This window comes from Pseudomonas sp. J380, assembly GCF_009827115.1.
Lineage (GTDB): Bacteria > Pseudomonadota > Gammaproteobacteria > Pseudomonadales > Pseudomonadaceae > Aquipseudomonas > Aquipseudomonas paracarnis.
Map to the genome: position 1 here is coordinate 873,428 of NZ_CP043060.1, position 26,135 is coordinate 899,562.

Consider the following 26,135-nt stretch of genomic DNA (forward strand, 5'->3'; position numbering starts at 1 on the left):
TGATACCGGGTCGTACCCCGTTGACGGGACGACGCTCTTGTCTTCACCGCAGGCTCCGCTGGGTGAGTGCGCGGCATGCCAATCAAGGAATGCCATGCAAGGCGTTAGGAGCATAGACAGGCATGGGTATCTGCACAACTTTGATGCGATGTTTGCTGGGCTGACGTCATCGCAGGCAAGCCAGCTCCCACAGGGGTCTATGTTGCCCACAATATCTGCGCCTGGCACGGATCCCTGTGGGAGCTGGCTTGCCTGCGATTTTGTTTTCACCCAGCCCGCATCAAGCTCTTCAAGTAATCACCAAACCCACCCTCAGCCCGGCAATCCAACCGCGCACTGGTCACCACCTGCGGTGCATGGCTCCAGGCAATGGAGGCGCCGCAACGCTCCAATTCACGTACCAGTTGTACATCCTCGTGGCATTCCAGCGGTTCAAACCCACCGGCCTCTACGTAGGCGCGGGCACTCACGCCCAGGTTGGCACCGTGGATATGCCGATGCCCATCGCGGGCGTGGTAGGCCTGCTGATAGCGAATCTGCGCGGCAGGGTCGAAGCCTTCGCTCCAGGTGTCCACGGTGACTGTTCCACACACCGCGTCGCAGCCTTGGGCCAGTTGGGCCACCAGCCAGTCAGGGGCGACACGGCTGTCGGCGTCGGTGCAGGAAATCCACCGCGCGCCTTGCTCCAGCAAGTACCCTGCACCCACGCCGCGGGCGTGGCCGACATTGCGGGCCTGCACGTGAAGGCAATGCACCTGGTGGGCCTGGGCAATCGCTGCACTGGCGTCGCTGCAACTGTCGAGTACTACCAGAATCTGTACCGCTTCACCCAGCAAGCCCGGGTGGTCGGCGGCGATCCGCGCAGCCCGCAGGCAATCATCCAACAGGGCTTCTTCGTTATGTGCCGGGATCAGAATACCGATCATCGTAAACCCTCATGGCGAGCGACCGAGGTGCCATCGAGGCTCCACAGGTCGAGCAGGAAATCCGGGTCCTGGTACTGCACCAACGGTGCTACACCCAGACGCTGTTGCAGCACGGCGTGCACCTGTTCGGCGGTTTGCGGGCAACCGTCAATGGGCACTCGCCAATGGCAGGCCAGGATTTGCCCGTCAGCGGTCAAGGCGGCGAGTGCGCAATCGATCAGACGATTAAAATCACCTGCATCGAGGTAATAACAAAGCTCACTCAATAAGATCAGCTCGAATTGCCCGCCGGGCCATTGTTCCGGCAGGCGACGCTGCTCCACCCGGGCATGAGGAAAACACTCCAGCCGCGCTTGTGCCAGCCGTACCGCCGCAGTTGCAGTGTCGCAACACAGCAGGCGTTCACAACGCGGGGCCAACTCGGCACTCAGTTCGCCGTTGGCACAACCCGGCTCGAATATCGACGCATAGCGCGGCCGCGTCAGCACGGCCAAGGTCAGGGCGCGCTTGCGTTGTTCGTACCAGCGCTGACGAAAAGCCCAAGGGTCGTCATTGCCGGCAAACAACTGGTCGAAGTAGGGGGTTGCCACACTCATACGAACACCATCTCAAAAGGTTGCAGCAAGCGCTCCACCACATAGGGCGCCAGCACCGGTGGCAGGCCGATTTGCGGGTCGCCCTCCAACTGGCTGGCGAAGGCGTGGATCGCATGGCGTTTGCGTGCCACTTGCTCAGCGGTCAGCGGAATCTTGCGCGCCCGATGCCAGGGCACCTTGTGGTCTTCGGCGGTGGCCCAGTGCCAGGTCCACACCGGTAGTTCACACAGCACTGCACCGACGGCCTTGGCTGCCTTGGCGCTGGCGCGGCCCACAGCTTCATGGTCGCAATGCCCATCCTCGCACCACGTGGCGAACACCACATCGTTAGGCTTGAGGTGGCGCTGGATAAATTCGCAGAGCTGGGTTTCGCGCTCGGCCACATGGCTGTCGGCAAACCCGCCGCGCAGCCATTTCAAACTGTGCAGCGGCAAGCCAAGACGGTGCAAGGCCTGGGCCGATTCCTGCGGACGCACCACACTCAGACGCTCCACCGGCCAGCGCCGGGAGCCAGGGTGGCTGGCGCTGCCATCGGTGACGGAGATCAACTGGATAGGGCGATCCAGCGCAGCCAGCCCTTGCAGCAGGCCACCACTGCCCAGCACCTCGTCATCCGGATGCGGGGCGATGATCACCGCTCGATGCCCAGGCGGCACCAACTGCGCCACACTGATCTGCGGCAACTCGGCCAATCGTGCGCTGTTTTGCCAGTGGCTCAACGGTGTGCCTTGGCCAACAATCGGATTGGGCCTCATAGCGCCCATCTCCCTGTGGGCTCGCCGGCGACCTGTTCACCGAGGGCGGCCAAGTCGCGTTCGGCATGACTTTGCCGCACGTACACCGGTAAATCAGCCATCAACTGGGCAAAGTGCGGATCCTTGCAATACGGCCCGGCGCCGACCGCACGGCCCACATGCTGGATCACTTGCTCGACGGTGTCCTCGATACAGGCGCGCGTCTGTTGCGCCAGTTGCCGCGCATCGGCGCGAGGCTCGCGGTCGATCTGCGCGGCGCTGGCGCGTAACACGCAGGCAGCGCTGTTCAGGGCACTGTCGACCGCGCCGAGGTGGGCCAACGCATGGGGCTCCGCACGCGTGGCACACTGGGCGCGCAACACTTCACCCAGGCGTTGTGCGGCGCCGTACCAGCACGCCGCGATGCCGATTCCGCCGTGCCAGAAGCCCGGGCGAGACAGATAGTCACCCGGGCCACCCACGGCAATTCCCCTGACGGCGCTGAACAGGATGTCGACGCTACCGGTCGCCGCCATGCCCACCGCTTTCCAACCCTCATCCGTCACCCTGATGCCCGGTTGATCCATCGCCACGGCCACCAATTGCTGGCGGTCCTCTTCGTCCCAGGCCGTCAGCAAACCATGGCTGACCACCGCCGCACCGGAACACCAGGCCTTGCGCCCCTCGACGAGCAGCCGCTGGCCGTCGCGACGCACACGCACCTTGGCAGTCGGCGGCTCGGCCGCCCACATGCCCCAGGTGCTGCCCAGCGGCGGCAAGGGGCTGTCGAGTTCGGCAATGATCGCCAGGGCATCGGTATGGCCTTCGAACAACTTGCACAGGCGCAAGTCATGCCCGGCCACCTGGGCCAGTTGGCTCAAGCGGGACAGGGTCTGGCCGCTGCCCGGCAACGGCAGTTGATCAAGGCCTTCTTCTTGAAGGGCCCTCAGGGCATTACCCAGGGCTTGCGTGTCGGCATAGCCCCGGTAGCCCTGGAGGAAACCGTGCAACGCCATTTCACACCTCGCCTTCGTGCTGCAGTTCAAACAGCAGCAGCGAGCGAGCGGTGACCGCGTACTCATGCTCGAAATCAAAGCGTTCCTGGCCACGCACAGCCGGGTCGTTGGTGTCGAGCAGGCATGTCCAGAACTCGCCCTCCGGCACCGGCGGCAGGCGGAAATTGACCAGGTCGTGATGGGCGTTGACCACCAGCAGCAACGTGGCGTCGGCCCCGGCACGGCGAATCCCGGTTTCCTGGGCGCGGCCATCCATCAACATGCCCAGGCAGCGGCCCTGGCTGTCTTCCCATTGCTCGGTAGTCATTTCGTTGCCATCCGGCGCGAGCCAGGTGACGTCCTTCACGCCGATGTCTTCGTTGTAGTCGCCCACCAGGAAGCGCCCACGCCGCAGGATCGGGTACGCCAGACGCAGCTTGATCAGGCGCTTGACGAACTTGAGCAGGGCCTTGCCGTCATCGTCCAGATCCCAGTTGACCCAGCCGATCTCGCTGTCCTGGCAATAGGCGTTGTTGTTGCCGTGCTGAGTGCGAGCGAACTCGTCCCCGGCGACGATCATTGGAGTGCCCTGGGCCAGCAGCAAAGTGGCGAAGAAGTTGCGCATCTGGCGCAGGCGCAGCGCGTTGATCTCCGGGTCGTCGGTAGGGCCTTCGACGCCGTGGTTCCAGGACAGGTTGTTATTGCTGCCGTCCTGGTTGTTCTCGTCGTTGGCTTCGTTGTGTTTGTCGTTGTACGACACCAGGTCGTGCAGGGTGAAGCCGTCGTGGGCGGTGATGAAGTTCACCGAGCTGTACGGTCTGCGCCCGCGGTGATTGAACATCTCGCCCGAGGCGGTCATGCGCCCGGCGAAGTCTGCGAGTTGGCCGTCGTCGCCTTTCCAGAAAGCACGCACGGTGTCGCGGAAGCGGTCGTTCCATTCCACCCAGCCTGGTGGGAAGTTGCCCACCTGGTAGCCACCGGGGCCGCAGTCCCAGGGTTCGGCGATGAGTTTCAACTGGCGCAGCACCGGGTCCTGGCGGCACGCCACGAGGAAACTGTGGCGCTCATCGAACCCGTCGCGGTAGCGCCCGAGGATGGTCGCCAGGTCGAAGCGGAAGCCGTCCACATGCATCTCGGTGGCCCAGTAGCGCAGGGAGTCGGTGACCATTTGCAGCACGCACGGGTGGCTCAGATCCAGGGTGTTGCCGGTGCCGGAATCGTTGATGTAGAAACGCTTGTCGTCGGGCATCAGCCGGTAGTAGGAGGCGTTGTCGATGCCACGCATGGACAGGGTCGGGCCGCGCTCGTTGCCTTCGGCGGTGTGGTTGTAGACCACGTCCAGAATCACTTCCAGCTTTTGCTCGTGCAGGTGCGCGACCATCTCCTTGAATTCGGCGATCTTGCCGCTGGCCAGGTAGCGTGGGTCGGGGGCAAAGAACGCAATGCTGTTGTAGCCCCAGTAGTTGGTCATGCCTTTTTCCAGCAGATGCTGGTCGTTGACGAAGGCGTGCACGGGCAACAGCTCGACCGAGGAAATGCCCAGTTGGCGAATATGCTTGAGCACGTCATCTTCCATCAGACCGGCGCAGGTGCCCCGCACCGACTCGCCGACCGAAGGATGACGCATGCTGATGCCGCGCAGGTGGGTTTCGTAGATGATCGTGCGGTCCCACGGCACCCGTACCGGTTGGTCGTTGCCCCAGGTGTGCGCCGGGTCGATGACCTTGCACTTGGGCACGAAGGGCGCACTGTCGCGTTCATCGAAACTGAGGTCGTCGTCCGGGTGGCCGATGGTGTAGCCAAACAGCGCTTCGGACCATTTGAGTTCGCCCACCAGTTGCTTGGCGTAGGGGTCGATCAGCAGCTTGTTGTGGTTGAAACGATGACCGTTGGCCGGGTCATAGGCACCGTATACGCGGTAGCCGTAAATCAGCCCGGGGTGAGCATCGGGCAGGTAGCCGTGGAAGATCTCGTCGGTGTATTCGGGCAGTTCGATGCGTTCCAGCTCGACCTCGCCGGTATCGTCAAACAAGCACAGCTCCACCTTGGTGGCGTTGGCGGAGAACAGCGCAAAATTAACACCCAGGCCATCCCAGGTGGCGCCGAGGGGGAAGGGCAAACCTTCACGGATCCGCGACGGCTCATGAACCGGCGTCGCTGTGGTGTTGTCGGGTTTGCTCATCGAGTTGCTCCTGCAAAAGGTCTTTTTTCGGGCCGAACGCCGCCGTACTGACGGTGCTTCAGCGCATGGCTTGGACGGAAAAGGGCCTGCAGCGCGCAATGCGTGCTGCAGGCCCGAGAAATCATGGGGCGGGCGGTTTGGGCTTCTTCGGGGCGGCGGGTTTCTTCGCCGCAGGTTTGGCGGCGGCAGGCGCAGCAGGTTTGGGCTTTGCCGCAGCCTTGGGCGCGGTTTTCGGCTTGGCGGCCGGTTTATGCTTGCTCGGCGTCAGCGCCTCGGCTTCCGCCAGCTTGCGCGCCATCTCCCAGTGGCGATCGTGGGCGCCATCGGGCTTGCCTTCAGACTCCCAGATCTGATGCGCCAGTTCGCGAATGCGTTTGTCTTCTTTACTCATCACAAACTCCTCACAGAAAATTTTCAGCTTTCTTGATTATCAGGATTGATAAAGACATTGACCGGGAGATCCCCCAGGGCAGCGCTGATCAACAGCTCCTTGTTGGGTGTGACTACGCCCGTTTGAAAAAGTCCCTTCCAGTTTTGTGCAGGGGCGGCGAACGGTAATTTCACCCGCGTATCGCCCCAAACCTGCGCATTGATCTGGGGAAACATCCCGTTTTCAAGCAACGGATAAGACCAACGCGGCACCACCACCAGTAACTGCTTGCCTTGATGTTCACGGTAGAACGCAACCACGCGCTCAGCGTGCTGGCCCACCACTTCCAAAGGCGTATAGCTGCCATGGCGCAGCAGCTCGGGGCAGGCTTTACGCAGGCCCAGTACCTGGGCGATCACTGCCTGTTTGATACGCCCGTCGCGCCAGTTGAACAACAGTTCGCCGATGTCCGGTGGTGCCTGCAATGCACGTTGCCGCGCAGCGAAGTCCACCGGGCGCCGGTTGTCCGGGTCGACCAGGCTGAAGTCCCAGAACTCATCGCCCTGGTAAATATCCGGCACACCCGGCACGGTCAGATGAAGCAAGGTTTGCGCCAGCCCATTCAGGGCGCCGGCGGGGGCGATGGCCTGCGCAGCGCTGTCCAACGCACTGCGCAGCGGCGCTCCGGCCTCACTGAGCAACAAGCGCTTGAGGAACGCTTCTACCGCCTGTTCGTAAGCCTCGTTGGGCGCGCTCCAACTGCTCTGCAACTTGGCCTCGCGCAAGGCTTTTTGCTGCCACTGCCACAGGCGTTGCTGGTACGCCTCCAGATCGGGGTTGGGCTCCAGCGGCCAACTGCCCAGCAGCACTTGATAGAGAATCAGCTCATCACCCGCCGAGGGGCTATCGGCGCTCTCGCGCAAGGGCTCGGCCAGACGACGCCAGTGCTCGACCTGTTCGGCATACCAGGGGGCGCACTCGCTGAGCACCGCCAGGCGCGCACGGGTGTCTTCGCCGCGTTTGTGGTCGTGGGTGGCGGTGGCCAGCAGGTTGCCGGGAAAGGTCTTCAGGCGCTGTTGATTGGCCGCATGGAAATCTGCCAACGGCGCACTGAATTGCTCGGTACTGAAGCCCACATCGTTGCGCGACAACAGCACCGCCGAACGGTAGAACGCGGTGTCTTCCACGGCCTTGGCGGCGGCAGGCGAGGTCAGTTGCTGGAAGCGCACGCAGGCATGCTTGAGCATCTTGCGCGCGCGGCCTACCGGGCGATTGCGCCAGGGCTGGCCACCCAACCATTGCTCCAGGTGGTCGAGCACCGGCCAATCGCCTTCGTTGAGGGTACTGCGTGCACCCTCCATGGCATGCTGGAACACCTTGTCGTCGGCCGCACTGCGGCCCTTGGCGCTGATATAGGTGCGGTACACCGGGAAATGCACGATCAGTTCCTGCAAGGCCCGGCGGATGGCGCCCAGGGTCAGGTCGCGGGTCATCACGTCATCGCGGGCCACTTGCAGCAGCGCCTGGGCCACGCTTTCGAAGTCGCCGCCCAACGAACCATTGAGGATCTGCTGGCGCGCCAGCCGCGCTTCCTCGCCGAAGGTTGAGGGCCGCTCGCTGTGACGCGTCCACATCTCGGCCAGCGGTGCAAAACCTTCGGGATGGTGTTGCAGCAATGACAACTGGTTCATGAACTCGTAGCCGGTGGTGCCATCCACCTGCCAGTCTTCACGCAGGGTTTCACCTTCGCCAAGGATCTTTTCGACAAAGATGGGCAAGTGGCGCTGGGGTGACAGCGCGTCTACGCGGCGGCGCAATTTGCGGCAATAGCCACGCGGGTCGGCCAGGCCATCGATATGGTCGATGCGCAGCCCGTCGACCAACCCCGCGCTGATCAGCTCGAAAATCTTGCCATGGGTGGCTTCGAACACCGCTGCGCGTTCGACCCGCAGGCCGCCGAGCTCATTGACGTCGAAAAAACGCCGCCAGTTGATGTCGTCTGCGGCTGTGCGCCAACTGGCCAGGCGATAGGTCTGTTGTTCGAGCAGGTGATGCAGGCGCTCGAAACCCTCGGGCTGGCGACTGTCGAATGCGGTCAGGCGTTGTTCAATAGCGGATAGCAGCCCGCTGGCGCGTTCGGCCAGGGCTTGTTTGAGCTCGGTGGCCTCGGCGTAGGCGTCGTGCTGATAGGCGAGGGCGGCGAAACGTTCGGCCAGCGATTTGAGTAACTCGTCGCTACCCAGAATCAAGCCGTAGTCCCTGGGGCAAATCGGAAAACGGTGTTCGTAATGCTCGACGTAGAAACTCCCCTGGGCGGCATCGAACTTGAGCGCCAGCGTGCCGTTCTGCAAGGCTTCGCCGTAATCGCTGCCGAGGAAGGGCATCAGCAACTGGCCCTTGAGCAGCGGATCGGGGGAGTGCCACTGGATGTCGAAGAACTCGCTATAGGGACTCATGCGGCCCCATTCCAGCAGGTCCAGCCACCAAGGGTTATCCGCGCCGCCCACGGCCATATGGTTGGAGACGATATCGAGGATCAAACCCATGTCGTGCTCACGCAGCGCGGCGACCAGGCGACGCAACGCCGCTTCGCCCCCCAGTTCCGGGTTGACGCGGGTCGGGTCGACCACATCGTAGCCGTGCATGGAGCCGGCGCGGGCGCTTAACAGTGGTGAAGCATACAGGTGGCTGATGCCCAGTTGGGCAAAGTACGGCACCAGTGGCACCGCGTCATCGAGGGTAAAATCTTTATGAAATTGCAGGCGCTGGGTGGCGCGCAGGGGCAGTGCGTTCATCGGTCACGCTCATAGGCTTGGTTGCGCGCCACGGCCAGCAGTTCGAGGCGACGCGCGGCGCTGTCATTGTCGAGCAGGCTGGCGGCTTCGCCGGGCAAGCGTCGGCGCCAATTGGGGTGGGTGTCGAGGGTGCCCGGCAGGTTGGCTTGCTCCTCGATGCCCAATGCATCTTCCAAGGGCAACAACACCAGTGGCGCACGGGTATGGCCCAGGTAGCGCACGCTGGCGTCGATCATATGGTCGGTATCGTTGCGGATCTCGTCGATGAAGTTCTGCGGGTCCTGGCTCAAGGCTTGGCGCAGTGCCTGGCGTTCGCGCAGGCGGTGTTCGCTCCATTGGTCTACGGTGGGCGCATCGATCAGGCCCAGCTGGATATTCCATTCGATATCGCGGCTGTGCCACCAGCCATTGAGGGTCGGCAAGTCGTGGGTACTGGTGGTGGCCAAGGCGTTGTCGGGCCAATCGAGGATGGGCTTGAACTGGCCGTCATGGTTCTGTTCGAACAGCAGCACACGCATGCCCAGGATCGAACGGGCGCTGAGCTTTTCGCGCAGGCCTTCGGGCACGGTGCCCAGGTCTTCACCGAGGACGATGGCCTGGTGGCGGTGCGATTCCAGGGCGAGCAAACGCAGCAGGTCGTCCACCGGGTAATACAAGTAGGCACCTTCGCGGGGGGACGCGCCCAGAGGGATCACCCACAGGCGTTGCAGGCCCATCACATGGTCGATGCGCAAGCCGCCGGCATGGGCGAAGTTGGCCCGCAGCATTTCGATAAAGGCGCGATAGCCATTGCGCTTGAGGCCCTCAGGGGAAAAGGCAGAGATGCCCCAGCCTTGGCCTGCGCGGTTGAGAATGTCCGGTGGCGCGCCGACGGTGAGGTCGGCCAGCAGTTCATCCTGGCGACTCCAGGCCTGGCTGCCGCCGCCGTCGGCGCCCACCGCCAGGTCGGCGATCAGGCCGATGCCCATGCCGCTGCCACGGGCGGCCTGTTGTGCGCGCTCAAGGCTGCGGGCAATCAGCCATTGGGTGAAGGCGAAATAGCCGATTTCGTCGCGGTTGTCCTCAGCGAACTGCGCCAGGGACGGGCTCTGTGGCGTACGCCAGGCTTCGGGCCATTGGCGCCAATCCAGGTCCTCACCCGCGGCGGCACGCTGGGCCTGTATGGCTTCGAAGCGGCAGTGGTTTTCCAGGGCTTCGCCGCCGGCCTGGCGGAAGCTTTGAAAGTCGGCATGCTGGGGATGCGCGCCGTGGCGGAAGTCTTCATACAGTGTGCGCAGCAGGCGTTGCTTGGCTTTGGCGGCGGCCGGCCAGTCGATTAGCGTGAGCTGTTCCAGGGCATGCAGCTCCTCGGCCAACCCGGCAGCTTCGATGGCGTTGCGCACCTCACGTTCACCGAGTATGCACGCCGGCGAAGCATACAGGCTGTTGAGAAACAGGCGGCTGGAGGGTGAATAGGGGCTGAAACGCTCAGTGTCGGCGCTGAACATCGCGTGCATCGGGCTGATTGCCACGGCGTCGGCGCCGCGCTCGGCGGCGGAACGCACCAGGTGCTCCAGGGCCAGGGTGTCGCCAAAACCGCCATCGCCCAGGCGGCGCAAGGCATAGAGTTGAGCGCTCAGGCCCCAGGCGCGAGCGGGTTGGCTGTCCACCGCGTCGGCCACGCTGTAGCAGTGGCTGGGCGCGACGGCCAGGGTGAAGGTTTGCCCGTCGATATGCACCTGGTGGTAGCCAAGGGCAATCACGCCGGGCAATACGGCCTCGCCATCCAGGCGCAGCTCCAGGGTTTCGCCGCCTTCCAGGCTGACGCGACACGGGGTGTCCGGGGCGAAGTAGCGTGCCAGGTCCAGGCCCGCACCGCTGTCGGTGGTCATCAAGGGCGGCAGGTGCCGGTCCTGCTGCGCCTGCTCAAGTTGCAGCAGGCTCGCGTCGATTTCGGCATCGCTGTCGGCCGGGTGCCCCAGCCCTTTGAGGACGGCGCGCAGGGCATCAGGCTTTACATGTTGCGGGCGACCGTTGGCATCGATCCAATCGACGGCCAGGCCCGCGCGGCTGGCGAGAATTTCCAGGTTCGCTTCGCTCAAAGAATGTCTCCAACAGGGGATAAGCAAACGCGTGCGCTCAAGGGCGGTAAGTGCGCACCTTGCGGGGCAGGCGTTTGGAAAATAATCGGGTGGGGTGCCGGATGATCCAGGGGCTGTTCACTCAGGTTCAGGTCGATCTGCAGCACACGGCCGTTGCCCAGGCGCCAGCGCGCGGTGACGGCATGGTCAGCCAGCACGTGCGCGCCCAGGGCGACGGTGCCGGGCAAGTGCGGCACCACATGCACGTGACGCAGGCTCAGCAGGTGGCGGTAGAGCTGGGTGTGGTCGTTCTCGACGAAGGAAGGCATCGACTGTAAAAAGGTTTGCAGCGCGTTGGGATCGGGGATGCGCTGGCGTTGCTCGGGGTCGTGAAACGCCGCGAAGTCGGCAAATTCATTGCGCCGCCCCTCACGCACCGCCTCGGCCAGTTCGCCATGATGGTCGGTGAAAAACAGGAACGGCTCGGCGGCATTCACCTCGTCGCCCATGAACAACATCGGGATCATGGGGCACAGCAACAGTAGGGCGGTCGCGGCGCTCAGTGCCTGGGGCGAACACAGCTGGTGCAGGCGTTCGCCGAGGGCCCGGTTGCCGACCTGGTCGTGGTTCTGCAGGAACGCGACGAAGGCGCTGGGGGGCAGATCCGCACTGGGTTCGCCGCGCGCATGGCCATGGCGTGTCGTCTCGCCCTGGTAGATGAACCCCTCGGCCAGGCAACGCGCCAGCTTGGCGGTAGGCTGCTCGGCAAAGTCGCTGTAGTAGGCGTCGGTTTCACCGGTGAGCAGCACATGCAGCACGTTATGAAAGTCGTCATTCCATTGGGCGTCGAAATCGTGCTGCAACAGGCTGGCCTGGTTCAGTTCGTTTTCCAGCATCAGCCACACGTGGCGCCCGCCGTCCACCTGCTGGCGTACCCGTTGTGCCAGTTCCTGCAGAAACCCAGGGTTGTCGATGGCGTGCACGGCATCCAGGCGCAGGCCGTCGAAGCGGTATTCGAGCAGCCACATCAAGGCGTTGTCGAGGAAGAAATCCCGCACTTCACGACGCTCGAAATCAATGCCGGCGCCCCAGGGTGTGTGCACGTCCTCCTGGAAGAAACCCTGGGCGTACTGGCCCAGGTAATTGCCGTCGGGGCCGAAGTGGTTGTAGACCACATCGAGGATCACGGCCAAACCGTGGCCGTGGGCACTGTCGATCAGCTGCTTGAGTTGCTCGGGAGTGCCGTAGGTAGCGTGGGGCGCATAGGGCAGCACGCCGTCATAGCCCCAATTGCGTTCGCCGGGAAATTGCGCCAAAGGCATCAATTCAATCGCGGTGACGCCTAGTTCGGCCAGGCGGGGCAGGTGTTTCTCGACAGCAGCGTAGCCGCCCATGGCGCCGACGTGGAGCTCGTAGATCACCGCCGTGTGCCACGGGCGACCCTGCCACTGGCTGTGGCGCCATTCATAGGCGAGGGGGTCGACTACTCGGCTCCACCCATGCACGTCCAGCGCCTGGGCCCTGGAGGCGGGGTCGGGCACTGTGTTTTCGCCATCGATGTTAAAACGGTAAAGCGTGCCGGCAGGGCACGCGATTTCGACTTCAAACCAACCACCGGCCTGGGGCAGCATGACGATGGTTTTACCCTGTTCCAATTCAACGCTGACATAAAATGCGTCTGGCGCCCATAACGCAAAGCGCGTGCGGTGCGCGTCCAGCATGATTGCGCCGTGGGGCCAGGTTTCCAGAGTCCTTGACGGCATCTATGAAGACCTCCCTTAGTTGTTCCAGTCGCTACTTGTTCGATTTCCCCAGGGCCTTGGCCACCAGTTGTTCGTAGAGTTCGGCGTAGGGTTCCACGGCCTGGCACCAGTTGAACGGCTGGGTCATGGCACGGCTGCGCATGGCATTGAGCAGACCGGGGAAGGCGAACACCTTGAAGGCGCGGCGCAGCGCCTCTTCGTAGCTTTGCACCGTGGATTCATTGAACAGGAACCCGGTGACCCCATCCTCAATGGTGTCCGCCAGCCCGCCGGTGTTACGCGCCACCGGCAACGAGCCGAAGCGTTGCGCGTACATCTGGCTCAGCCCGCAGGGCTCATAGCGTGACGGCATCAGCAGGAAATCGCTGCCGGCGAACATGCGGCGCGCATCGGTCTCGTTGAAGCCAATGCGTACGCCCACCTGGCCCGGGAAGCGCAGTGCCAATTCGCGCATGGCCTGCTCTTCTTCCGGCTCGCCACGGCCGATGATCGCAATCTGGCCGCCGTTTTCGACGATGAAACCGGCGACGGCTTCGGTGAGGTCCAGGCCTTTCTGGTAGACCAGGCGCGAGACCACAGCGAACAGCGGGCCACTGGATGGCTGCAGCTCAAACAACTCGCGCACATGGGCGGCGTTGATAGCCTTGCCTTCCCAGTCGCCGATATTGAAGTTGTGGATCAGATGCGTGTCGGTGGACGTCTCCCAGCTTTCGTCGATACCGTTGGGAATGCCGCTGAGCAGACCTTGCTGGGTCTTGCTGGCGAGGAAGCCATCCAGGCCGCAACCGAATTCCGGGGTGGTGATCTCCTGGGCGTAGGTGGCGCTCACGGTGGTGATATGGCTGGAATACGCCATGCCCGCCTTGAGAAACGACATCTTGCCGTAGAACTCCATGCCTTCCTGTTGCAGGGCGTGGGGCGGAATGCCCAGCTCGGGCGTCGAGGCCAGGCTGACCACGCCCTGGTAGGCCAGGTTATGAATGGTGAACAGGGTTGGCGTACGTGACCCACGCCAGTGCATATACGCGGGGGCCAGACCCGCAGGCCAGTCGTGGGCGTGCACCAGGTCTGGGCACCAGTGGATTTGTGCAAGGTTGGCGGCAATGTCCGCGGCAGCCAAGCCCAGGCGGGCAAAGCGAATATGGTTGTCCGGCCAGTCGCGGCCGTTGTTGGCGCCGTAGGGCGTGCCTTCGCGCTCATACAGTTCGGGGCAGATCAGCACATAGATGACCAGGCCGTCCGCAAGGTCCATGCGCCCGATCTTGCACGGGGGCAACGCGGCATGGCCACCCAGTTCACCGACGATATGAATCGGGTTATCGCTTTCCATCACTTGCGGGTAACCCGGAATCAGCACCCGCACGTCATGCAGGTGCGCCATGGCGCGGGGCAGGGCCGCGGAGACGTCGCCCAGGCCGCCGGTTTTCACCAGGTCCGCGAACTCGGAAGTGACAAACAAGACTTTCTTTCGATTCGGATTCTGACTCACGACCGGCCGCACAGTGTTGGGCAGGTCGGCCAAAGACTTTGGCCCTCCTGCCGGCTGACTAAAACGCTCTCCCTGAGTATCTACTGCGGCACTGATCATAATGCACTCCCATCTGTTGGTTGGCTAATGGCCCGCTGCCATCGGCTCCGAGTGACCGCATCCTGCGGCCAGGCACACAAGCGCTATACAAGCTGGCAAGGCGTATGCCAGTTGTAACGTCGGCTAAAAAAGATTGGATGAGCGGGCATTCGGCCTGAAGCGCGCGTGCTCGCCCTTACCTAAAACTTGACCAGCGGCAGGTTTCGAAAGTTTAGATTTTTTGCGGGGTTTTTGTTTTGGAACGGACCCATCGGTCATGAGTCTAGGACAGATCCCAGCGCCTGCTGGGTTTTCATGCAGATTTTGTAGGACAAAAAACTTTTAACGATATGCTCCTGTGGCGAGGGAGCTTGCTCCCGCTGGGGCGCGTAGCGGCCCCAAAATTTTGGGAGCGCTGCGCACTCCAGCGGGAGCAAGCTCCCTCGCCACAGGGGGGGGTGCACTTTAATGGTGCGTCAGGCGAGCCCGCGAAGGGGCACACCCTCGGCCCAGGCTTGGATATCTTCGATCATCTGCTGATAGAACTGCCGGTAATTCTGCTCGCTCACATACCCCACGTGTGGCGTTGCGAGCACATTGGGCAAGCGGCGAAACGGGTGGTCAGCCGGCAGCGGTTCCTCGGCAAACACATCCAGCGCCGCCCCGGCCAGGCGTCCGCTGCGCAATGCTTGCAGCAGTGCCTGCTCATCCACAATCGGCCCGCGTGCGGTATTTACCAGGCGCGCTGTGGGATTCATCCAGCCCAACGCTTGCGCATCCACCAGACCACGGCTGCGCTCGCTGAGCACCAGATGGATGGTCAGAATGTCCGCCTGCTCAAACAGCTCGCGCTTGCTGACCCAGGTCACCCCCGATTCAGCCGCGCGCTCCGGCGTGAGGTTTTCACTCCAGGCAATCACCCGCATGCCAAACACCTGGGCAAACCTTGCGACTTTCTGGCCAATGCTGCCCAGCCCCAGGACGCCCAATGTCTTGCCGTGCAGGTCGCCGCCCAGGCCGACCTGCCATCCGCCCCCGCGCAGCGAGTTGGCTTCGGCGAGCAGGTTACGTGTAGAGGCCATGATCAAGGCCCAGGTCAGTTCCGGTGCGGCGTGTTTATAGCTGTCGGTGCCGCACACCTGGATGCCCAGGGCCTTGGCTGCGGGAAGGTCGATGGCGGCATTGCGCATGCCGCCGGTCACCAGCAATTTGAGCTGGGGCAGCCCTTGCAGCAGGGCTTTGTCAAAGGTTGAGCGTTCGCGCATGAGGCAAATCACCTCGAATCCTTTCAAGCGCTCGATCATGGTGGCGGTATCGGCGGGGTAGTCGTGGAGAAAATGCACCTTGCCCACGCTGTCCAGCGCCGACCAATCCGCCACGTCGCTGGCCACGTTTTGCCAGTCATCCAACACTGCGATCTGTATCGACATGCACGCGGGCCTCGAAAAGTGGCAATTAAAGGGCGTTCAACCCGTGCAACAGGGCTTTATGAAACTGTTCCGGCTCTTCCATCTGGGGCGCATGGCCCAGGCCGGGGAACTCCACCAACGTGGCGCGGGGAATCAGCTTGGCCACCTGCTTGCCCAGTACCTCGTAATGACCAATTTTGGCCTTGACCGCCGCCGGCGCCACATCTTTGCCGATGGCGGTAGTGTCGCTGGTGCCGATCAGCAGCAGGGTGGGCACCTGCAAGTCTTGGAACTCGTAGTACACCGGTTGGGTGAAGATCATGTCGTAAATCAGCGCCGAGTTCCAGGCAACCTGAAGATGCCCCGGGCCTTGGTTCAGGCCGGCGAGCATGTCTACCCAGCGCTCGTACTCGGGTTTCCAGCGCCCAACGTAATAGGTGTTTCGCTCGTAATTGCGTACACCGTCGGCGCTCAGTTTCAGCTCGCGCTGGTACCACTGGTCGACGCTCTGGTAGGGCACGCCGAGGGCTTTCCAGTCTTCCAGGCCAATGGGGTTCACCAGCCCCAACTGTTCGGTTTGCTGGGGGTACATCAGCGCATAGCGTGTGGCGAGCATGCCGCCGGTGGAATGGCCGATCACCGTGGCCTTTTGAATGCCGAGCTTTTCCAGCAGTTGATGGGTGTTGGTCGCCAGTTGCTGGAAGCTGTACTGGTAGTGGTCGGGCTTGCTGGAGGTGCAAAAACCAATCTGGTCCGGGGCGATGACGCGGTAACCGGCGTCACTGAGCGCCTTGATCGAACCCTCCCAGGTAGCGCCGCAAAAATTCTTGCCGTGCATCAGCACCACGCTGCGGCCGTTTGGAGTGCCGGTGGCGGGGACGTCCATGTAGCCCATTTGCAGGGATTTGCCCTGGGATTGGAAGGCAAAATGATTCAAAGGGTAGGGGTATGCAAAGCCCTGCAACTCAGGGCCGTAGGTGTCAGCTAACACGGGCGCCGCGCTGACCGAAAACAAACCGGCTACGCATAATGTACGGATAAAAGGCATGGGTTTTGGCTCCGAGACAGATGCCCGGATGCTCTTTGCCCGCGATTAACGGGGGATTAACGCCCACTGCAACGTCAGCGCTGCGATTACGCCATAGCGCAGGCTTTTCGCCAGGGTTACCAGCAGTAGAAAACGCCACAACGGCTCACGCATCACCCCAGCCACCAACGTCAGCGGATCACCAATGACTGGCACCCAACTGAGCAACAACGTCCAGTGCCCCCAGCGTGCGTAATGGCTGCGAGCCTTGTCCAGCTGATTGGCGCTCACCGGGAACCAGCGTCGCTCTTTGAAGCGCTCGACCGAGCGCCCCAGCAGCCAATTGACCAGCGAGCCCAGCACATTACCCAGGGTGGCGATGCCCAGCAGCAGCCAAAGGTTGTAATGCCCGCTGAGCAGCAGGCCGACCAGCACAGCTTCCGACTGCAGGGGCAATAACGTCGCGGCGCCAAATGCCGCGCCGAACAGCCCCAGGTACCCCATCAACACCGGTCAGTGAGCCGGGTAGTCCGCTACCACCACGTCTTCGCCGTCGCGGGTCAGGCCAATGATTTGATACGCCTCGCTGCGTCCGTCTACTTCCATGCCTGGCGAGCCCAATGGCATGCCCGGTGCGGCAAGGCCCAGCAGGTCGTTGCGCTTGCGCAGAGCCAGGACCTGCTCGGCGGGTACGTGGCCTTCGACGAACTTGCCGTCGATCACCGCGGTGTGGCAGGAGCCAAGGCGTGGCGCCACGCCCAAGCGTTGTTTCACCGCGCTCATGTCGGCTTCAACGTGGTCGTTGACCTTGAAACCGTTGCTCTCCAAGTGGCTGATCCACTTCTTGCAGCAGCCGCAGTTGGCGTCGCGGTGTACATCGATGGGGATCAGTTCGGCGGCCTGGGCCAGCGTGGTGGTAAACAGGGCACTGAGCAGGGCCAGTCGCAATGGGGTTTTCATCGTGGGTCTCACTGAAGGCGCGGCAATAAGCCGGGCATTCTCCCTGCTTTTGCCGGCATGTTTGCAATGTGACGTCGTGGTAATGTTTCTAAATTATACGAACCCCGGATTGTCCAGCCGCTGCTTGAGCCGGTCCAACGCAATTGACGACAACGCGACCATGCGCTCATGCAAAGACGCCAGTTGCAGTTCAGTCTCGTAAGTCAGCACCCGTTTGAACAGGGTGCCGCCCTGATGAGCGCGCAAGCAGTAATGGATGCAACCGTCAACCGCCAGGGAGGTGAACACGGTCTTGAACTCGCTGGGGCGGCGGGCGATTTGTACGCGGTAACTCATGGGGACGCGTATGCCCAGCAGGTCGATGATTTCGGTAAAGCGCGTGCCGACCGGTAATGAGCCGGTGGTGCCGGTGTCGGCGCTGAGGGAGGTGGGGTGCCACTCGTGCCAGCGGTCGGGCTGGGTCACATAGTCATAAACCGCCTCGATCGGCGCCTGGATGAAGCGTTCCTGACTGATCTGCTCCAAGCGGACCGAATGCTCAGTCGCGTGCATGACACACCTCCTGTGTGGCGGTTTTTACACTAGGAGTTGTGAGAATAGTCTGACTCCCATGCTTTGCACGAGAGTCGGCAGACCGTTGATCAATCCCGCTGAGAACGGCCCCCACAAGGATTTCCAGCAAACGCTAGATATCCAGCATGGCCAGCACTTCCTTGGGGTAACGCAGGCCTGCGGTTGCATTGGCAGGGAAGATTGCGTCCAGCGCAGCCAGTTCGTCAGCGCTGAGAGAAATCGACAGCGCCTCCACATTCTCTTGCAGATAGGTGCGCCGCTTGGTGCCCGGAATCGGGATGATGTAATCGCCTTGGGCCAATACCCAGGCCAGCGCCAGTTGCCCGGCCGTGACACCTTTGTCTGCCGCCAGGCTCTTGACCTGTTCTACCAGCAGCAGGTTTTTCGCAAAGTTCTCACCCTGAAAGCGCGGGCTGAAGCGTCGGTAATCATCGGCGCCGAAATCATCCGGGCTCTTCAAGGCGCCGGTGAGAAAACCTCGGCCTAGCGGGCTGTACGGCACAAACGCGATGCCCAGGCGCTGGCAGGCGGCGAGGCAGCCGTTGTCTTGCTGGTCGCGGCTCCACAGCGAATATTCGCTTTGCAGGGCACTGATGGGATGGACCTTATGCGCCCGTTCCAGAGTAGCGGCGGACGCCTCGCTCAGGCCCAGATAGCGCACTTTGCCCTGTTTCACCAAGTCGGCCATGGCGCCGACCGTTTCTTCGATGGCCACGTCGGGGTCGATACGGTGCTGGTAGTACAGGTCCAGCGTATCCACCCCCAGGCGTTGCAAGGTGCCGTCGATGGCGTTGCGGATATACTCGGGCCGGCCATTCACCCCGCGCACTACGGGGTTGGCAGGGTCGCGCACAATCCCGAATTTACTGGCCAGGAACACTTGGTCGCGCTTGCCGGCAATAGCCTTGCCGATCAGTTGCTCATTGGTGTGCGGGCCGTACATGTCCGCGGTATCGAGAAAGTTGACGCCCAACTCCAGGGCGCGGTGCAATGTTGCGGTGGCTTCGGTGGTATCGGTGCCGGGCGTGTAGAAATCGGTCATGCCCATGCAGCCAAGGCCGATGGCGGACACATGCGGGCCGTTTTTACCGAGTTGTCGAGTGTGCATAGGGAAGCTCCTTGTGATGAGGGGCCCATTGTTACCCTTGAAAAAATGCAGATAAACCCGCTAAAAGTGCTATCACTGTTCGTAATATCTAAACAATTCCCCACGGGAGCATTTTATTGGATCGTTTTAACGCCATGCGCGTGTTCACTCGGATTGTTGAATTGGGCGGGTTTGCCAAGGCCGCCGACAGCCTGCAATTGCCACGCGCCTCCGTGACGATCCTGATCAAGCAACTAGAGGCCCATCTCGGCGTGCAACTGCTGCAGCGCACCACGCGCCACGTCAGCCCGACCCTGGATGGCGCGGCGTACTACCAACGTTGCGTGCAATTGCTGACTGATCTTGAGGAAACCGAGGCGGTGTTCTCCACGCGGCGCCAGAACCCCCGGGGCACATTGAGCATCGATATGCCTTCAGGCATTGGGAGCTTGATTGTGATTCCGGCCTTGCCAACGTTCACCGCGCTGTACCCACAGATCGAGTTGGAGATCGGCCTCAATGACCGGCCAGTGGATCTGATTCGCGAAGGCGTCGATTGCGTGTTGCGCGGTGGTCCGGCCCTGGATGAATCGCTGGTGGCGCGCCCCTTGGCGATGATGGAACAACTGACTCTGGCCAGCCCCGCGTACCTTGAGCTCATGGGCACGCCCACTTGCCTGGAGCAGTTGGCTGGACACCAAATGGTCGAGTACGTGTCCAGCGCCAGCGGTAAACGATTTGGCCTGGAATTTCTGCTGGGCAGCGAGTTGCATCCGATCAACCTGCCGAAAGTGGTTGCCGTGAACAGCTCTGCCGGTTACTTCGCTGCGTGCGAAGCCGGCTACGGGCTGATCCAGGCACCTCGTTATCACGCCCTGCGCCAACTGGCCGAGGGCGCGCTGGTGCAGGTGCTCCCTGATGTGGCAGTGCCGAAGATGGCGCTGACTGCGTTGTACCCGCCTCATCGGCAGTTGTCGCAGCGGGTGAGGGTGTTCGTCGATTGGCTGGTGCAGTTGTGCGCTCGGCCCGGCACCGGCTTACAAGGCTAGGCTTGCGCCCTTCGATAGGCACCAGGCTGTTGCCCGGTGACTTTATGGAAGGCTCGGGTAAACGCCGCCACCGATTGATACCCGGCCGCCAGCGAAACCTCGGCCACCGTCTGGTCCGCCTTGAGCAACCCACAGGCGTGGCGCATGCGGATCATCAGCAGCACTTGCCCGGGCGACTGCCCACACAGTTCGCTGAAGCGCTTGAAAAACGCCGAGCGCGACAACCCGGTACAGGCCGCCATGCTTTCCAGGCTCCAGGGCTCGGCGGGGCGGGCGATCAATTGCTCCAGCAAATGTGCGAACGCCGGTGCCCGGCCCAGCGCCGCAAGGCCGCCAAGCTCGGTGTTGTCGAGCACTTGCTGGCGCAGCACATACAGAAACAGCAGGTGGCACAGGCGCTCAAGCAGCGCGGAAGAGGGCGCTGGGGTGCGTGCGCATTCTTGCAGGATCAATTCGAACAGGTTGCGTGCAGCCATCAGCGACGGGTCGCCGGCGCGCAGGATGATCCAACTGGGCAGGGTGTCGACGATCAGCGTCGACAATCCGGATTGGAAGTGAAAGAAACCGCAGACTAGTCCTACGCCGTCCGTGGCCGTGCTATCGAGAGGCAGCATCGAGCGGCGTGGGCACTGCTGGGCGCCGGCCGCCGTGGCTTGGCCGGAAAGCCTGAAGGCAAAGTCACGCAGCAGGAACACCGCGTCACCATTGTTCAGGTGTTGGGGCGTTGGATCACCGTCGATATGCAGCCAGCATTCGCCTTGCACAATCAAGTGGAAGCTCGCCTGCGCCAGGCCATGGGTGCTCGCGTGCCAGTCACCACAATAACGGCCGACGTGAAACAGGCTGGTGTTGAGTTCGAGGCTATCTAATAACCAATCGACAAGTACATCGGACGAATTCATCTAATGGAAAGACTCAAGAGCAAGTAATCGCTACTTTAGCCTATTGAGCGCTTTTTTTAGAACCAACAGACTGGGGCATTCAAACCCAACAGGAGTCCACTTCATGTCCCGTGTACCGTTGCTCACGCCTGAAACCGCACCGGAAGCCGCCAAGCCCTTTCTGGAAAACGCGCTGAAAGGCTCGGGTTTTATCCCTAACCTACTGGGCGTACTGGCCAACGCACCGGCTGCGCTGGAAACCTACATCACCGTCTCCGGCTTGAATGCCAAGGCCGAGCTGAGCCTGGCCGACCGTGAAGTGGTGCAACTGATTGCTGCTACTACCCACGGTTGTGATTTCTGCGTCGCCGGCCACACGGCGGTTGCCCGCAACAAAGCCAAGTTGCCCGAGGAGGTGATCGAGGCCTTGCGCCGCCGGGGTGAGTTGCCTGACGCGCGCTATGAGACACTTGCCGCGTTTACCCGTGAAGTGATCGCCACCCGTGGGGATGTGAGTGACGCGGGCTTTGAGGCGTTCCGCGCCGCTGGCTACACCGACGGCCACGCGCTGGAAGTCATCCTGGGTGTCAGCCTGGCAACCCTGTGCAACTTCGCCAACGTGTTTGCCCGCACCCCGCTGAACCCGGAGCTGGCGCAATACCGTTGGGAAAAACCGGCCAACTGATTCGGCGTTGGCCCACCTGCTGTAAAAGGAGAGACATGAATGCTTGACCCAATCTTGAGCCGTTGGCTCGATGTTCAAGCGCAGGCCCTGGACGTGGGCAGTTGCGATCCACAGGAAGTGCTGCCACGGCTGGCAGAAGCCAATATTCTGAGAATCGGCGTGCCCACCCACCTGGGCGGCCTGGGCGGCGATGTGGCGGGTGCGGTCGAGGCCATCGCCAATGTGGCCAGCCATTCCCTGGCTGCGGCGTTTGTGTGCTGGGGCCAGCGCTCGTTTATCGAGTACCTGCTGCAGAGCCCCAATCAGCGCTTGCGCGAGCAGCTGATGCCAGACCTGCTCAGCGGCAAGTTGGCCGGCGCCACCGGGCTGTCGAATGCGATGAAGTTCCTGTCGGGTATCGAGACGTTGCAGATCAGCGCCGAGCCCAACGACCACGGTTGGATCCTCAACGGTCGCCTGCACTGGGTGACCAACTTGCGCAAGAATGGCTTTGTCGCTGCGGCGGCCATCGAGCATGCCGGGGGCGGCGCGCCATTTATCCTGGCCATTCCGGATTCGGTGGCCGGGTTGCAGCGCTCCCGTGACCTGGAGCTGCTCGGGCTGCAATCGAGCAACACCGCAGCGCTGGGCCTGGAAGGCGTGGAGCTGAGTCGCGAGTGGTTGTTGCACGAGGATGCGCGCAAGTTTTTACCGGCGGTACGCCCGGCGTTTCTAGGCTTGCAGTGCGGTATGTCGATTGGTTTGGCACGGCGTTCCCTGGCTGAAGTAGCCCACCATTTGGGCGCCAGTCGTACCGTGTTGCGCGACGAGCTGGAAGCCCTGCGCGCAACGCTGGATCATCTGGTCAGCGAGCTTAAAAAGGGGCTGTTGGCCGGGCGCTTTACCGCCGAGCCCATACCGCTGTTCAAACTGCGTATCGCCTTGGCCGAAACCGCCGCCAGCGCTGTACAGCTTGAACTGCAAGCCAGTGGCGGAAAGGCCTACCTCACCGCCCACGGCAGCGGTTTTGCGCGGCGCTGGCGCGAGTCGGCCTTTGTGCCGATTGTGACGCCTAGCCTGGTGCAACTGCGTACCGAGCTGCACCGCCAGGCCAGTCTATGAGCCAGGCGGTATTGACGGCCCAGGGCATTTGCCTGGGGTACGGCAGCGGGCCGGTGTTGCAAGGCTTCGACTTGCACTTGCAACCGGGTGAAGTGGTGTCGATCCTGGGCCCCAGCGGCGTGGGCAAATCCAGCCTGCTGCGGGTGCTGGCTGGCTTGCAGGTACCTCAATCTGGCCGTGTGCAGGTATTGGGCGAGCCATTGAGCGGCCCGCATCCGCGCGTGGTGGTGGCCTTTCAGGACCCGAGCCTGCTGCCTTGGTTGACCCTGGAAAAGAACGTCGCCTTTGGTCTGGATTTCGCCCGCCAACCGCACTTGAGTGGTGAAGAGCGCCGCCGGCGTGTTGACCACGCCATTGCAGCGGTAGGGCTGGAACCTGCGCGCCAGCAGTTCCCGGCGCAATTGTCCGGTGGCATGGCCCAGCGCACGGCATTGGCTCGCTGCCTGGCGCGTCAGCCGCAAGTGTTGCTGCTCGACGAACCCTTCGGCGCCCTGGACGAAGTGACCCGCGCCGACATGCAGCACCTGTTGCTCAAGGTCAATCGTGAGCAGGGCTCGGCGGCGGTATTGATCACCCATGACATCGACGAAGCGCTGCTGCTGTCGGACCGCATCCTGCTACTGGGTAACCGCCCGGCGCGGACGTTGGGCGAGTGGGCTATCGATTTGCCGCATCCACGGGAAGAACAGGTCGAGGCCATCGGCGCGCTGCGTATCGAAATTTTGAAAACCTTACGGCAGGCGAGCCGCCCTCAACCCAACCCCCTTGAACGACAGGAGTTTACTTATGTGTCTGGATGACCTGGCCCACTCGCGCCGTGACTTTCTCAAACTCTCCGCCGTGCTCAGTGCCGCCGGCGCCTTGCCTCTGCTGAGCAGCCTGCAGGCGCGTGCCGCCAACGAGCCCGACGCGCCGGTGCGTATTGGCTATCTACCTATCACTGACGCCACGCCACTGCTGGTGGCCCACAACAATGGCCTGTTCGAAGCCGAAGGTATCAAGGCCGAGCGCCCAGTGTTGTTGCGCAGTTGGGCCCAAGTGATCGAGGCGTTTATCTCCGGCCAGGTCAACGTGATACACCTGCTGTCGCCAATGACCGTATGGGCGCGCTACGGCAGTAAAGTGCCGGCCAAAGTCGTGGCGTGGAACCATGTGGGCGGTTCGGGCTTGACCGTATCCCCAGGTATTACCGACGTGAAGCAACTGGGTGGCAAGTCGGTGGCGATTCCGTTCTGGTACTCGATCCATAACGTGGTGGTGCAGCAACTGTTCCGCGATAACGGCCTCACGCCGGTCACCCGTGCCACCGGCAGTTCGATTGCTGCCAATGAGGTCAACCTGATCGTGTTGCCGCCCTCGGACATGCCTCCGGCCCTGGCCAGCAAACGCATCGACGGCTACATCGTCGCCGAACCGTTCAATGCCCTGGCAGAAAACCTCAAGGTCGGTCGCGTGCAGCGCTTCACGGGTGACGTGTGGCGCAACCACGCGTGCTGCGTGGTGTTCATGCACGAGCACGACCTGGCCAACCGTCCGGAGTGGTCGCAGAAGGTGGTGAACGCCATCGTCAAGGCCCAGGTGTGGACCCGCAACAACCGTGAAGAGGCGGTGAAGCTGCTGTCCAAGGATGGCCCGAACCGTTACACGCCCCATGCCGAACCGGTGTTGAGCAAAGTCCTGGCGCCGGCGGCCAGCGACCGCGCCTCCTACGTGGCCGACGGCGCGATCCAGCACGCCAACTGGGACGAGCATCGCATCGACTTCCAACCGTACCCGTTCCCCAGCTACACCGAAGAACTGGTGCGGCGCTTGAAGGACACCTTGATCGAAGGCGACAAAAAGTTTCTCACGGACCTGGACCCAGCCTTCGTGGCCAAGGACCTGGTGGACGACCGCTTCGTGCGCAACGCGATCGAAGCCGTGGGTGGCATGCAGACCTTCGGTTTGCCGGATGGTTATGAGCGGCACGAGGAGATCGGCGTTTGAACAACAGCAGAATCCCCGGCTGGTGGCTGGGGCTGAGTGGCTTGGCGGGTTTGTTGGTGCTGTGGTGGTTGGGCGTGAAAGTGTTCGGCGAGGCCGATGGCCTGTCGGCGCGCTTTTCCCTGGCGGCCACCGCCAGCAGCTTGTGGGAATTGCTCGGGCGGGGTGAGTTGTACCTGCATATCGCCGTGAGCCTGAAGCGTATTTTCGTCGGGCTGTTTATCGCGTTGTTGGTAGGCGTACCCCTCGGGCTGCTGGTGGGTAGTTCGCGTAACCTGGAGGCGGCGACCACGCCAGCGTTCCAGTTTCTGCGGATGATTTCGCCGCTGTCCTGGATGCCGATCGTGGTGATGCTGATGGGCGTGGGCGACCAGCCAATCTATTTCCTGCTGGCCTTTGCCGCTGTCTGGCCGATCATGCTCAACACCGCAGCGGGCGTGCGTCAGCTCGACCCGCGCTGGTTACAGTTGAGCAAGAGCTTGAGCGCCACGCGTTGGGAAACCTTGCGCCGGGTGGTCATTCCTGGCGTGGTAGGGCATGTGCTGACCGGCGTGCGCCTGGCCATCGGCATCCTGTGGATCGTGCTGGTGCCCTGCGAAATGCTCGGGGTCAGTGCGGGGCTGGGGTATTACATCCTCGACACCCGTGATCGGCTCGCGTATTCGGAGTTGATGGCGATGGTGGTGGTGATCGGGGTGCTGGGGTTCGCGCTGGATGCGTTTGCGCGTTGGTTGCATCGGCGGTGGGTGCATGGCGGCTAAGTGGTTGAAACCGGCGTCGAGGCTCCGAACCCGCCTGACGAGTAGGTAATGTCGATGCAGTAACGCGTGAAGCCCCCAGGCGTGCTGCACGCGTTGTGCACGAAGCGTTATCCGGATGCAGATCAGCGGCGCTGGTAACCGCCACCACCCTCATAGCGGTGATCATGCCAGCCCCCGCCGCGCGGGAAGAAGAAACAACCGCCCAGGCTCAGCATGATCATCAGTGGAACCAGCAGGATGAATCGTCGCAGCATTTCACAGTTCTCCAAGGGGTATTCGCAAGGCCTGTCAGGCGGAGGGCAAGCCAAAACTTTTCATCGCCTGTAACATAAGACCCTGCCGAAACCGCGCCATCCCCGTGACTGGGTATGTGCTTGGCATGCACGGCGATACACAGTGGATACATTCTTCAGGTTCAGGAACTCGTCATGACCCAAAAGCAACGCTTGAAATACTCGCTTCTGATTGCCCTGGCTGTACTGGGCGCGATGTTCGGCCTGTCTTATCTGCAGAACACAGGCGTGATCAGTGAAAAAACCTTCCAGTACCTGGCCATCGCGATTGCCGTGGTCGTCGTCGTGATCAACGGCATCATGCGCCGCAAGGTCAAGCCTAACTTCTGACGGGCGTC

General features: G+C 62.3%; 25 protein-coding genes. 7 read left to right on the forward strand and 18 right to left on the reverse strand.

Annotated elements, in window-relative coordinates:
- Positions 1-266: 266 nt before the first annotated feature.
- The 16 genes from FXO12_RS04105 to FXO12_RS04180 form a co-directional block, all read right to left on the reverse strand.
- The gene (locus tag FXO12_RS04105) at positions 267-926 is read right to left on the reverse strand and encodes a glycosyltransferase family 2 protein (RefSeq protein ID WP_057975791.1); all 660 of its coding nucleotides are present in this window, start codon (positions 924-926) and stop codon (positions 267-269) included.
- Positions 923-1,522 carry an SAM-dependent methyltransferase gene (locus tag FXO12_RS04110; RefSeq protein WP_057975792.1) on the reverse strand — a complete coding sequence of 200 codons (600 nt, stop codon included), beginning with the start codon at positions 1,520-1,522 and terminating at the stop codon, positions 923-925. The genes FXO12_RS04105 and FXO12_RS04110 overlap by 4 nt, the downstream gene beginning before the upstream one ends.
- Positions 1,519-2,277 carry a PIG-L deacetylase family protein gene (locus FXO12_RS04115; protein WP_057975793.1) on the reverse strand — a complete coding sequence of 253 codons (759 nt, stop codon included), beginning with the start codon at positions 2,275-2,277 and terminating at the stop codon, positions 1,519-1,521. The genes FXO12_RS04110 and FXO12_RS04115 overlap by 4 nt, the downstream gene beginning before the upstream one ends.
- Positions 2,274-3,272, reverse strand: a complete 999-nt coding sequence (locus FXO12_RS04120) for an acyl-CoA dehydrogenase family protein (protein ID WP_057975794.1) — start codon at positions 3,270-3,272, stop codon at positions 2,274-2,276. The genes FXO12_RS04115 and FXO12_RS04120 overlap by 4 nt, the downstream gene beginning before the upstream one ends.
- A gap of 1 nt (position 3,273) precedes the next feature.
- A complete protein-coding gene (gene glgX / locus FXO12_RS04125; RefSeq protein ID WP_054897376.1) occupies positions 3,274-5,433 on the reverse strand; it encodes a glycogen debranching protein GlgX in 2,160 nt (719 codons plus the stop codon).
- Between the two features lie 121 nt (positions 5,434-5,554).
- A complete protein-coding gene (locus tag FXO12_RS04130; protein WP_057975795.1) occupies positions 5,555-5,824 on the reverse strand; it encodes a DUF2934 domain-containing protein in 270 nt (89 codons plus the stop codon).
- Positions 5,825-5,847: 23 nt separating this feature from the next.
- Entirely contained in the window at positions 5,848-8,598 is a 2,751-nt protein-coding gene (locus tag FXO12_RS04135; RefSeq protein WP_060772955.1) for a malto-oligosyltrehalose synthase, read from the reverse strand.
- Positions 8,595-10,679: a 4-alpha-glucanotransferase gene (gene malQ / locus FXO12_RS04140; RefSeq protein ID WP_057975796.1), complete on the reverse strand. Its 2,085-nt coding sequence runs from the start codon at positions 10,677-10,679 to the stop codon at positions 8,595-8,597. The genes FXO12_RS04135 and malQ overlap by 4 nt, the downstream gene beginning before the upstream one ends.
- Positions 10,676-12,421 carry a malto-oligosyltrehalose trehalohydrolase gene (gene treZ, locus FXO12_RS04145; protein WP_057975797.1) on the reverse strand — a complete coding sequence of 582 codons (1,746 nt, stop codon included), beginning with the start codon at positions 12,419-12,421 and terminating at the stop codon, positions 10,676-10,678. Before treZ ends, malQ begins: the two co-directional genes overlap by 4 nt.
- A 31-nt stretch (positions 12,422-12,452) precedes the next feature.
- A complete protein-coding gene (gene glgA / locus FXO12_RS04150; protein WP_072446413.1) occupies positions 12,453-14,009 on the reverse strand; it encodes a glycogen synthase GlgA in 1,557 nt (518 codons plus the stop codon).
- 455 nt (positions 14,010-14,464) lie between these two features.
- Positions 14,465-15,418 (reverse strand): D-2-hydroxyacid dehydrogenase family protein, encoded by a 954-nt coding sequence (locus FXO12_RS04155; RefSeq protein WP_160049569.1) that lies wholly within the window; start codon positions 15,416-15,418, stop codon positions 14,465-14,467.
- 25 nt (positions 15,419-15,443) lie between these two features.
- On the reverse strand, positions 15,444-16,445 hold the full coding sequence (locus FXO12_RS04160) for an alpha/beta fold hydrolase (RefSeq protein ID WP_057975799.1): 1,002 nt from the start codon (positions 16,443-16,445) through the stop codon (positions 15,444-15,446).
- A gap of 45 nt (positions 16,446-16,490) precedes the next feature.
- Complete coding sequence (locus FXO12_RS04165) at positions 16,491-16,934, reverse strand: YqaA family protein (RefSeq protein ID WP_054897382.1); 444 nt, start codon at positions 16,932-16,934, stop codon at positions 16,491-16,493.
- A 3-nt stretch (positions 16,935-16,937) separates the two neighbouring features.
- Positions 16,938-17,384 carry a DUF411 domain-containing protein gene (locus FXO12_RS04170; RefSeq protein WP_034127552.1) on the reverse strand — a complete coding sequence of 149 codons (447 nt, stop codon included), beginning with the start codon at positions 17,382-17,384 and terminating at the stop codon, positions 16,938-16,940.
- A 93-nt stretch (positions 17,385-17,477) separates the two neighbouring features.
- Positions 17,478-17,936, reverse strand: a complete 459-nt coding sequence (locus FXO12_RS04175; protein WP_034127551.1) for an SRPBCC family protein — start codon at positions 17,934-17,936, stop codon at positions 17,478-17,480.
- Between the two features lie 133 nt (positions 17,937-18,069).
- The gene (locus FXO12_RS04180) at positions 18,070-19,065 is read right to left on the reverse strand and encodes an aldo/keto reductase (protein WP_054919182.1); all 996 of its coding nucleotides are present in this window, start codon (positions 19,063-19,065) and stop codon (positions 18,070-18,072) included.
- Positions 19,066-19,181: 116 nt separating this feature from the next.
- Between FXO12_RS04180 and FXO12_RS04185 the strand changes: the two genes are divergently transcribed.
- Positions 19,182-20,093 carry a LysR family transcriptional regulator gene (locus tag FXO12_RS04185; RefSeq protein ID WP_060773076.1) on the forward strand — a complete coding sequence of 304 codons (912 nt, stop codon included), beginning with the start codon at positions 19,182-19,184 and terminating at the stop codon, positions 20,091-20,093.
- Here FXO12_RS04185 and FXO12_RS04190 read toward each other — a convergent pair.
- On the reverse strand, positions 20,090-20,995 hold the full coding sequence (locus FXO12_RS04190; protein ID WP_057975801.1) for an AraC family transcriptional regulator: 906 nt from the start codon (positions 20,993-20,995) through the stop codon (positions 20,090-20,092). The genes FXO12_RS04185 and FXO12_RS04190 overlap by 4 nt on opposite strands.
- A gap of 103 nt (positions 20,996-21,098) precedes the next feature.
- Here FXO12_RS04190 and FXO12_RS04195 point away from each other — a divergent pair, with 103 nt between their 5' ends.
- Genes FXO12_RS04195 through FXO12_RS04215 form a run of 5 tightly spaced genes read left to right on the forward strand, consistent with a single transcriptional unit; the run spans position 21,099 to position 25,504 of the window.
- Entirely contained in the window at positions 21,099-21,659 is a 561-nt protein-coding gene (locus FXO12_RS04195; RefSeq protein ID WP_054897387.1) for a carboxymuconolactone decarboxylase family protein, read from the forward strand.
- 39 nt (positions 21,660-21,698) lie between these two features.
- Complete coding sequence (locus tag FXO12_RS04200) at positions 21,699-22,760, forward strand: acyl-CoA dehydrogenase family protein (RefSeq protein WP_034127547.1); 1,062 nt, start codon at positions 21,699-21,701, stop codon at positions 22,758-22,760.
- A complete protein-coding gene (locus tag FXO12_RS04205; RefSeq protein WP_057975802.1) occupies positions 22,757-23,560 on the forward strand; it encodes an ABC transporter ATP-binding protein in 804 nt (267 codons plus the stop codon). Before FXO12_RS04200 ends, FXO12_RS04205 begins: the two co-directional genes overlap by 4 nt.
- Positions 23,547-24,746 carry an ABC transporter substrate-binding protein gene (locus FXO12_RS04210; RefSeq protein WP_034127545.1) on the forward strand — a complete coding sequence of 400 codons (1,200 nt, stop codon included), beginning with the start codon at positions 23,547-23,549 and terminating at the stop codon, positions 24,744-24,746. Before FXO12_RS04205 ends, FXO12_RS04210 begins: the two co-directional genes overlap by 14 nt.
- Positions 24,743-25,504 carry an ABC transporter permease gene (locus FXO12_RS04215; RefSeq protein ID WP_054897391.1) on the forward strand — a complete coding sequence of 254 codons (762 nt, stop codon included), beginning with the start codon at positions 24,743-24,745 and terminating at the stop codon, positions 25,502-25,504. The genes FXO12_RS04210 and FXO12_RS04215 overlap by 4 nt, the downstream gene beginning before the upstream one ends.
- A gap of 122 nt (positions 25,505-25,626) precedes the next feature.
- On the opposite strand, the gene FXO12_RS28895 is transcribed toward FXO12_RS04215, so the two are convergent.
- Positions 25,627-25,758 (reverse strand): hypothetical protein, encoded by a 132-nt coding sequence (locus FXO12_RS28895; RefSeq protein ID WP_254914298.1) that lies wholly within the window; start codon positions 25,756-25,758, stop codon positions 25,627-25,629.
- A 174-nt stretch (positions 25,759-25,932) separates the two neighbouring features.
- Here FXO12_RS28895 and FXO12_RS04220 point away from each other — a divergent pair, with 174 nt between their 5' ends.
- Complete coding sequence (locus tag FXO12_RS04220; protein ID WP_014718591.1) at positions 25,933-26,127, forward strand: hypothetical protein; 195 nt, start codon at positions 25,933-25,935, stop codon at positions 26,125-26,127.
- The last annotated feature ends 8 nt before the right edge of the window (positions 26,128-26,135 follow it).

What these genes read in the sequence shown, in the direction of transcription:
- FXO12_RS04105 (WP_057975791.1), bottom strand. Translation starts at nt 926, where the DNA reads ATGATCGGTATTCTGATCCCGGCACATAACGAAGAAGCCCTGTTGGAT.
- FXO12_RS04110 (WP_057975792.1), bottom strand. Translation starts at nt 1,522, where the DNA reads ATGAGTGTGGCAACCCCCTACTTCGACCAGTTGTTTGCCGGCAATGAC.
- FXO12_RS04115 (WP_057975793.1), bottom strand. Translation starts at nt 2,277, where the DNA reads ATGAGGCCCAATCCGATTGTTGGCCAAGGCACACCGTTGAGCCACTGG.
- FXO12_RS04120 (WP_057975794.1), bottom strand. Translation starts at nt 3,272, where the DNA reads ATGGCGTTGCACGGTTTCCTCCAGGGCTACCGGGGCTATGCCGACACG.
- glgX (WP_054897376.1), bottom strand. Translation starts at nt 5,433, where the DNA reads ATGAGCAAACCCGACAACACCACAGCGACGCCGGTTCATGAGCCGTCG.
- FXO12_RS04130 (WP_057975795.1), bottom strand. Translation starts at nt 5,824, where the DNA reads ATGAGTAAAGAAGACAAACGCATTCGCGAACTGGCGCATCAGATCTGG.
- FXO12_RS04135 (WP_060772955.1), bottom strand. Translation starts at nt 8,598, where the DNA reads ATGAACGCACTGCCCCTGCGCGCCACCCAGCGCCTGCAATTTCATAAA.
- treZ (WP_057975797.1), bottom strand. Translation starts at nt 12,421, where the DNA reads ATGCCGTCAAGGACTCTGGAAACCTGGCCCCACGGCGCAATCATGCTG.
- glgA (WP_072446413.1), bottom strand. Translation starts at nt 14,009, where the DNA reads ATGATCAGTGCCGCAGTAGATACTCAGGGAGAGCGTTTTAGTCAGCCG.
- FXO12_RS04155 (WP_160049569.1), bottom strand. Translation starts at nt 15,418, where the DNA reads ATGTCGATACAGATCGCAGTGTTGGATGACTGGCAAAACGTGGCCAGC.
- FXO12_RS04160 (WP_057975799.1), bottom strand. Translation starts at nt 16,445, where the DNA reads ATGCCTTTTATCCGTACATTATGCGTAGCCGGTTTGTTTTCGGTCAGC.
- FXO12_RS04170 (WP_034127552.1), bottom strand. Translation starts at nt 17,384, where the DNA reads ATGAAAACCCCATTGCGACTGGCCCTGCTCAGTGCCCTGTTTACCACC.
- FXO12_RS04175 (WP_034127551.1), bottom strand. Translation starts at nt 17,936, where the DNA reads ATGCACGCGACTGAGCATTCGGTCCGCTTGGAGCAGATCAGTCAGGAA.
- FXO12_RS04180 (WP_054919182.1), bottom strand. Translation starts at nt 19,065, where the DNA reads ATGCACACTCGACAACTCGGTAAAAACGGCCCGCATGTGTCCGCCATC.
- FXO12_RS04190 (WP_057975801.1), bottom strand. Translation starts at nt 20,995, where the DNA reads ATGAATTCGTCCGATGTACTTGTCGATTGGTTATTAGATAGCCTCGAA.
- FXO12_RS04195 (WP_054897387.1), top strand. Translation starts at nt 21,099, where the DNA reads ATGTCCCGTGTACCGTTGCTCACGCCTGAAACCGCACCGGAAGCCGCC.
- FXO12_RS04200 (WP_034127547.1), top strand. Translation starts at nt 21,699, where the DNA reads ATGCTTGACCCAATCTTGAGCCGTTGGCTCGATGTTCAAGCGCAGGCC.
- FXO12_RS04205 (WP_057975802.1), top strand. Translation starts at nt 22,757, where the DNA reads ATGAGCCAGGCGGTATTGACGGCCCAGGGCATTTGCCTGGGGTACGGC.
- FXO12_RS04210 (WP_034127545.1), top strand. Translation starts at nt 23,547, where the DNA reads ATGTGTCTGGATGACCTGGCCCACTCGCGCCGTGACTTTCTCAAACTC.
- FXO12_RS28895 (WP_254914298.1), bottom strand. Translation starts at nt 25,758, where the DNA reads ATGCTGCGACGATTCATCCTGCTGGTTCCACTGATGATCATGCTGAGC.
- FXO12_RS04220 (WP_014718591.1), top strand. Translation starts at nt 25,933, where the DNA reads ATGACCCAAAAGCAACGCTTGAAATACTCGCTTCTGATTGCCCTGGCT.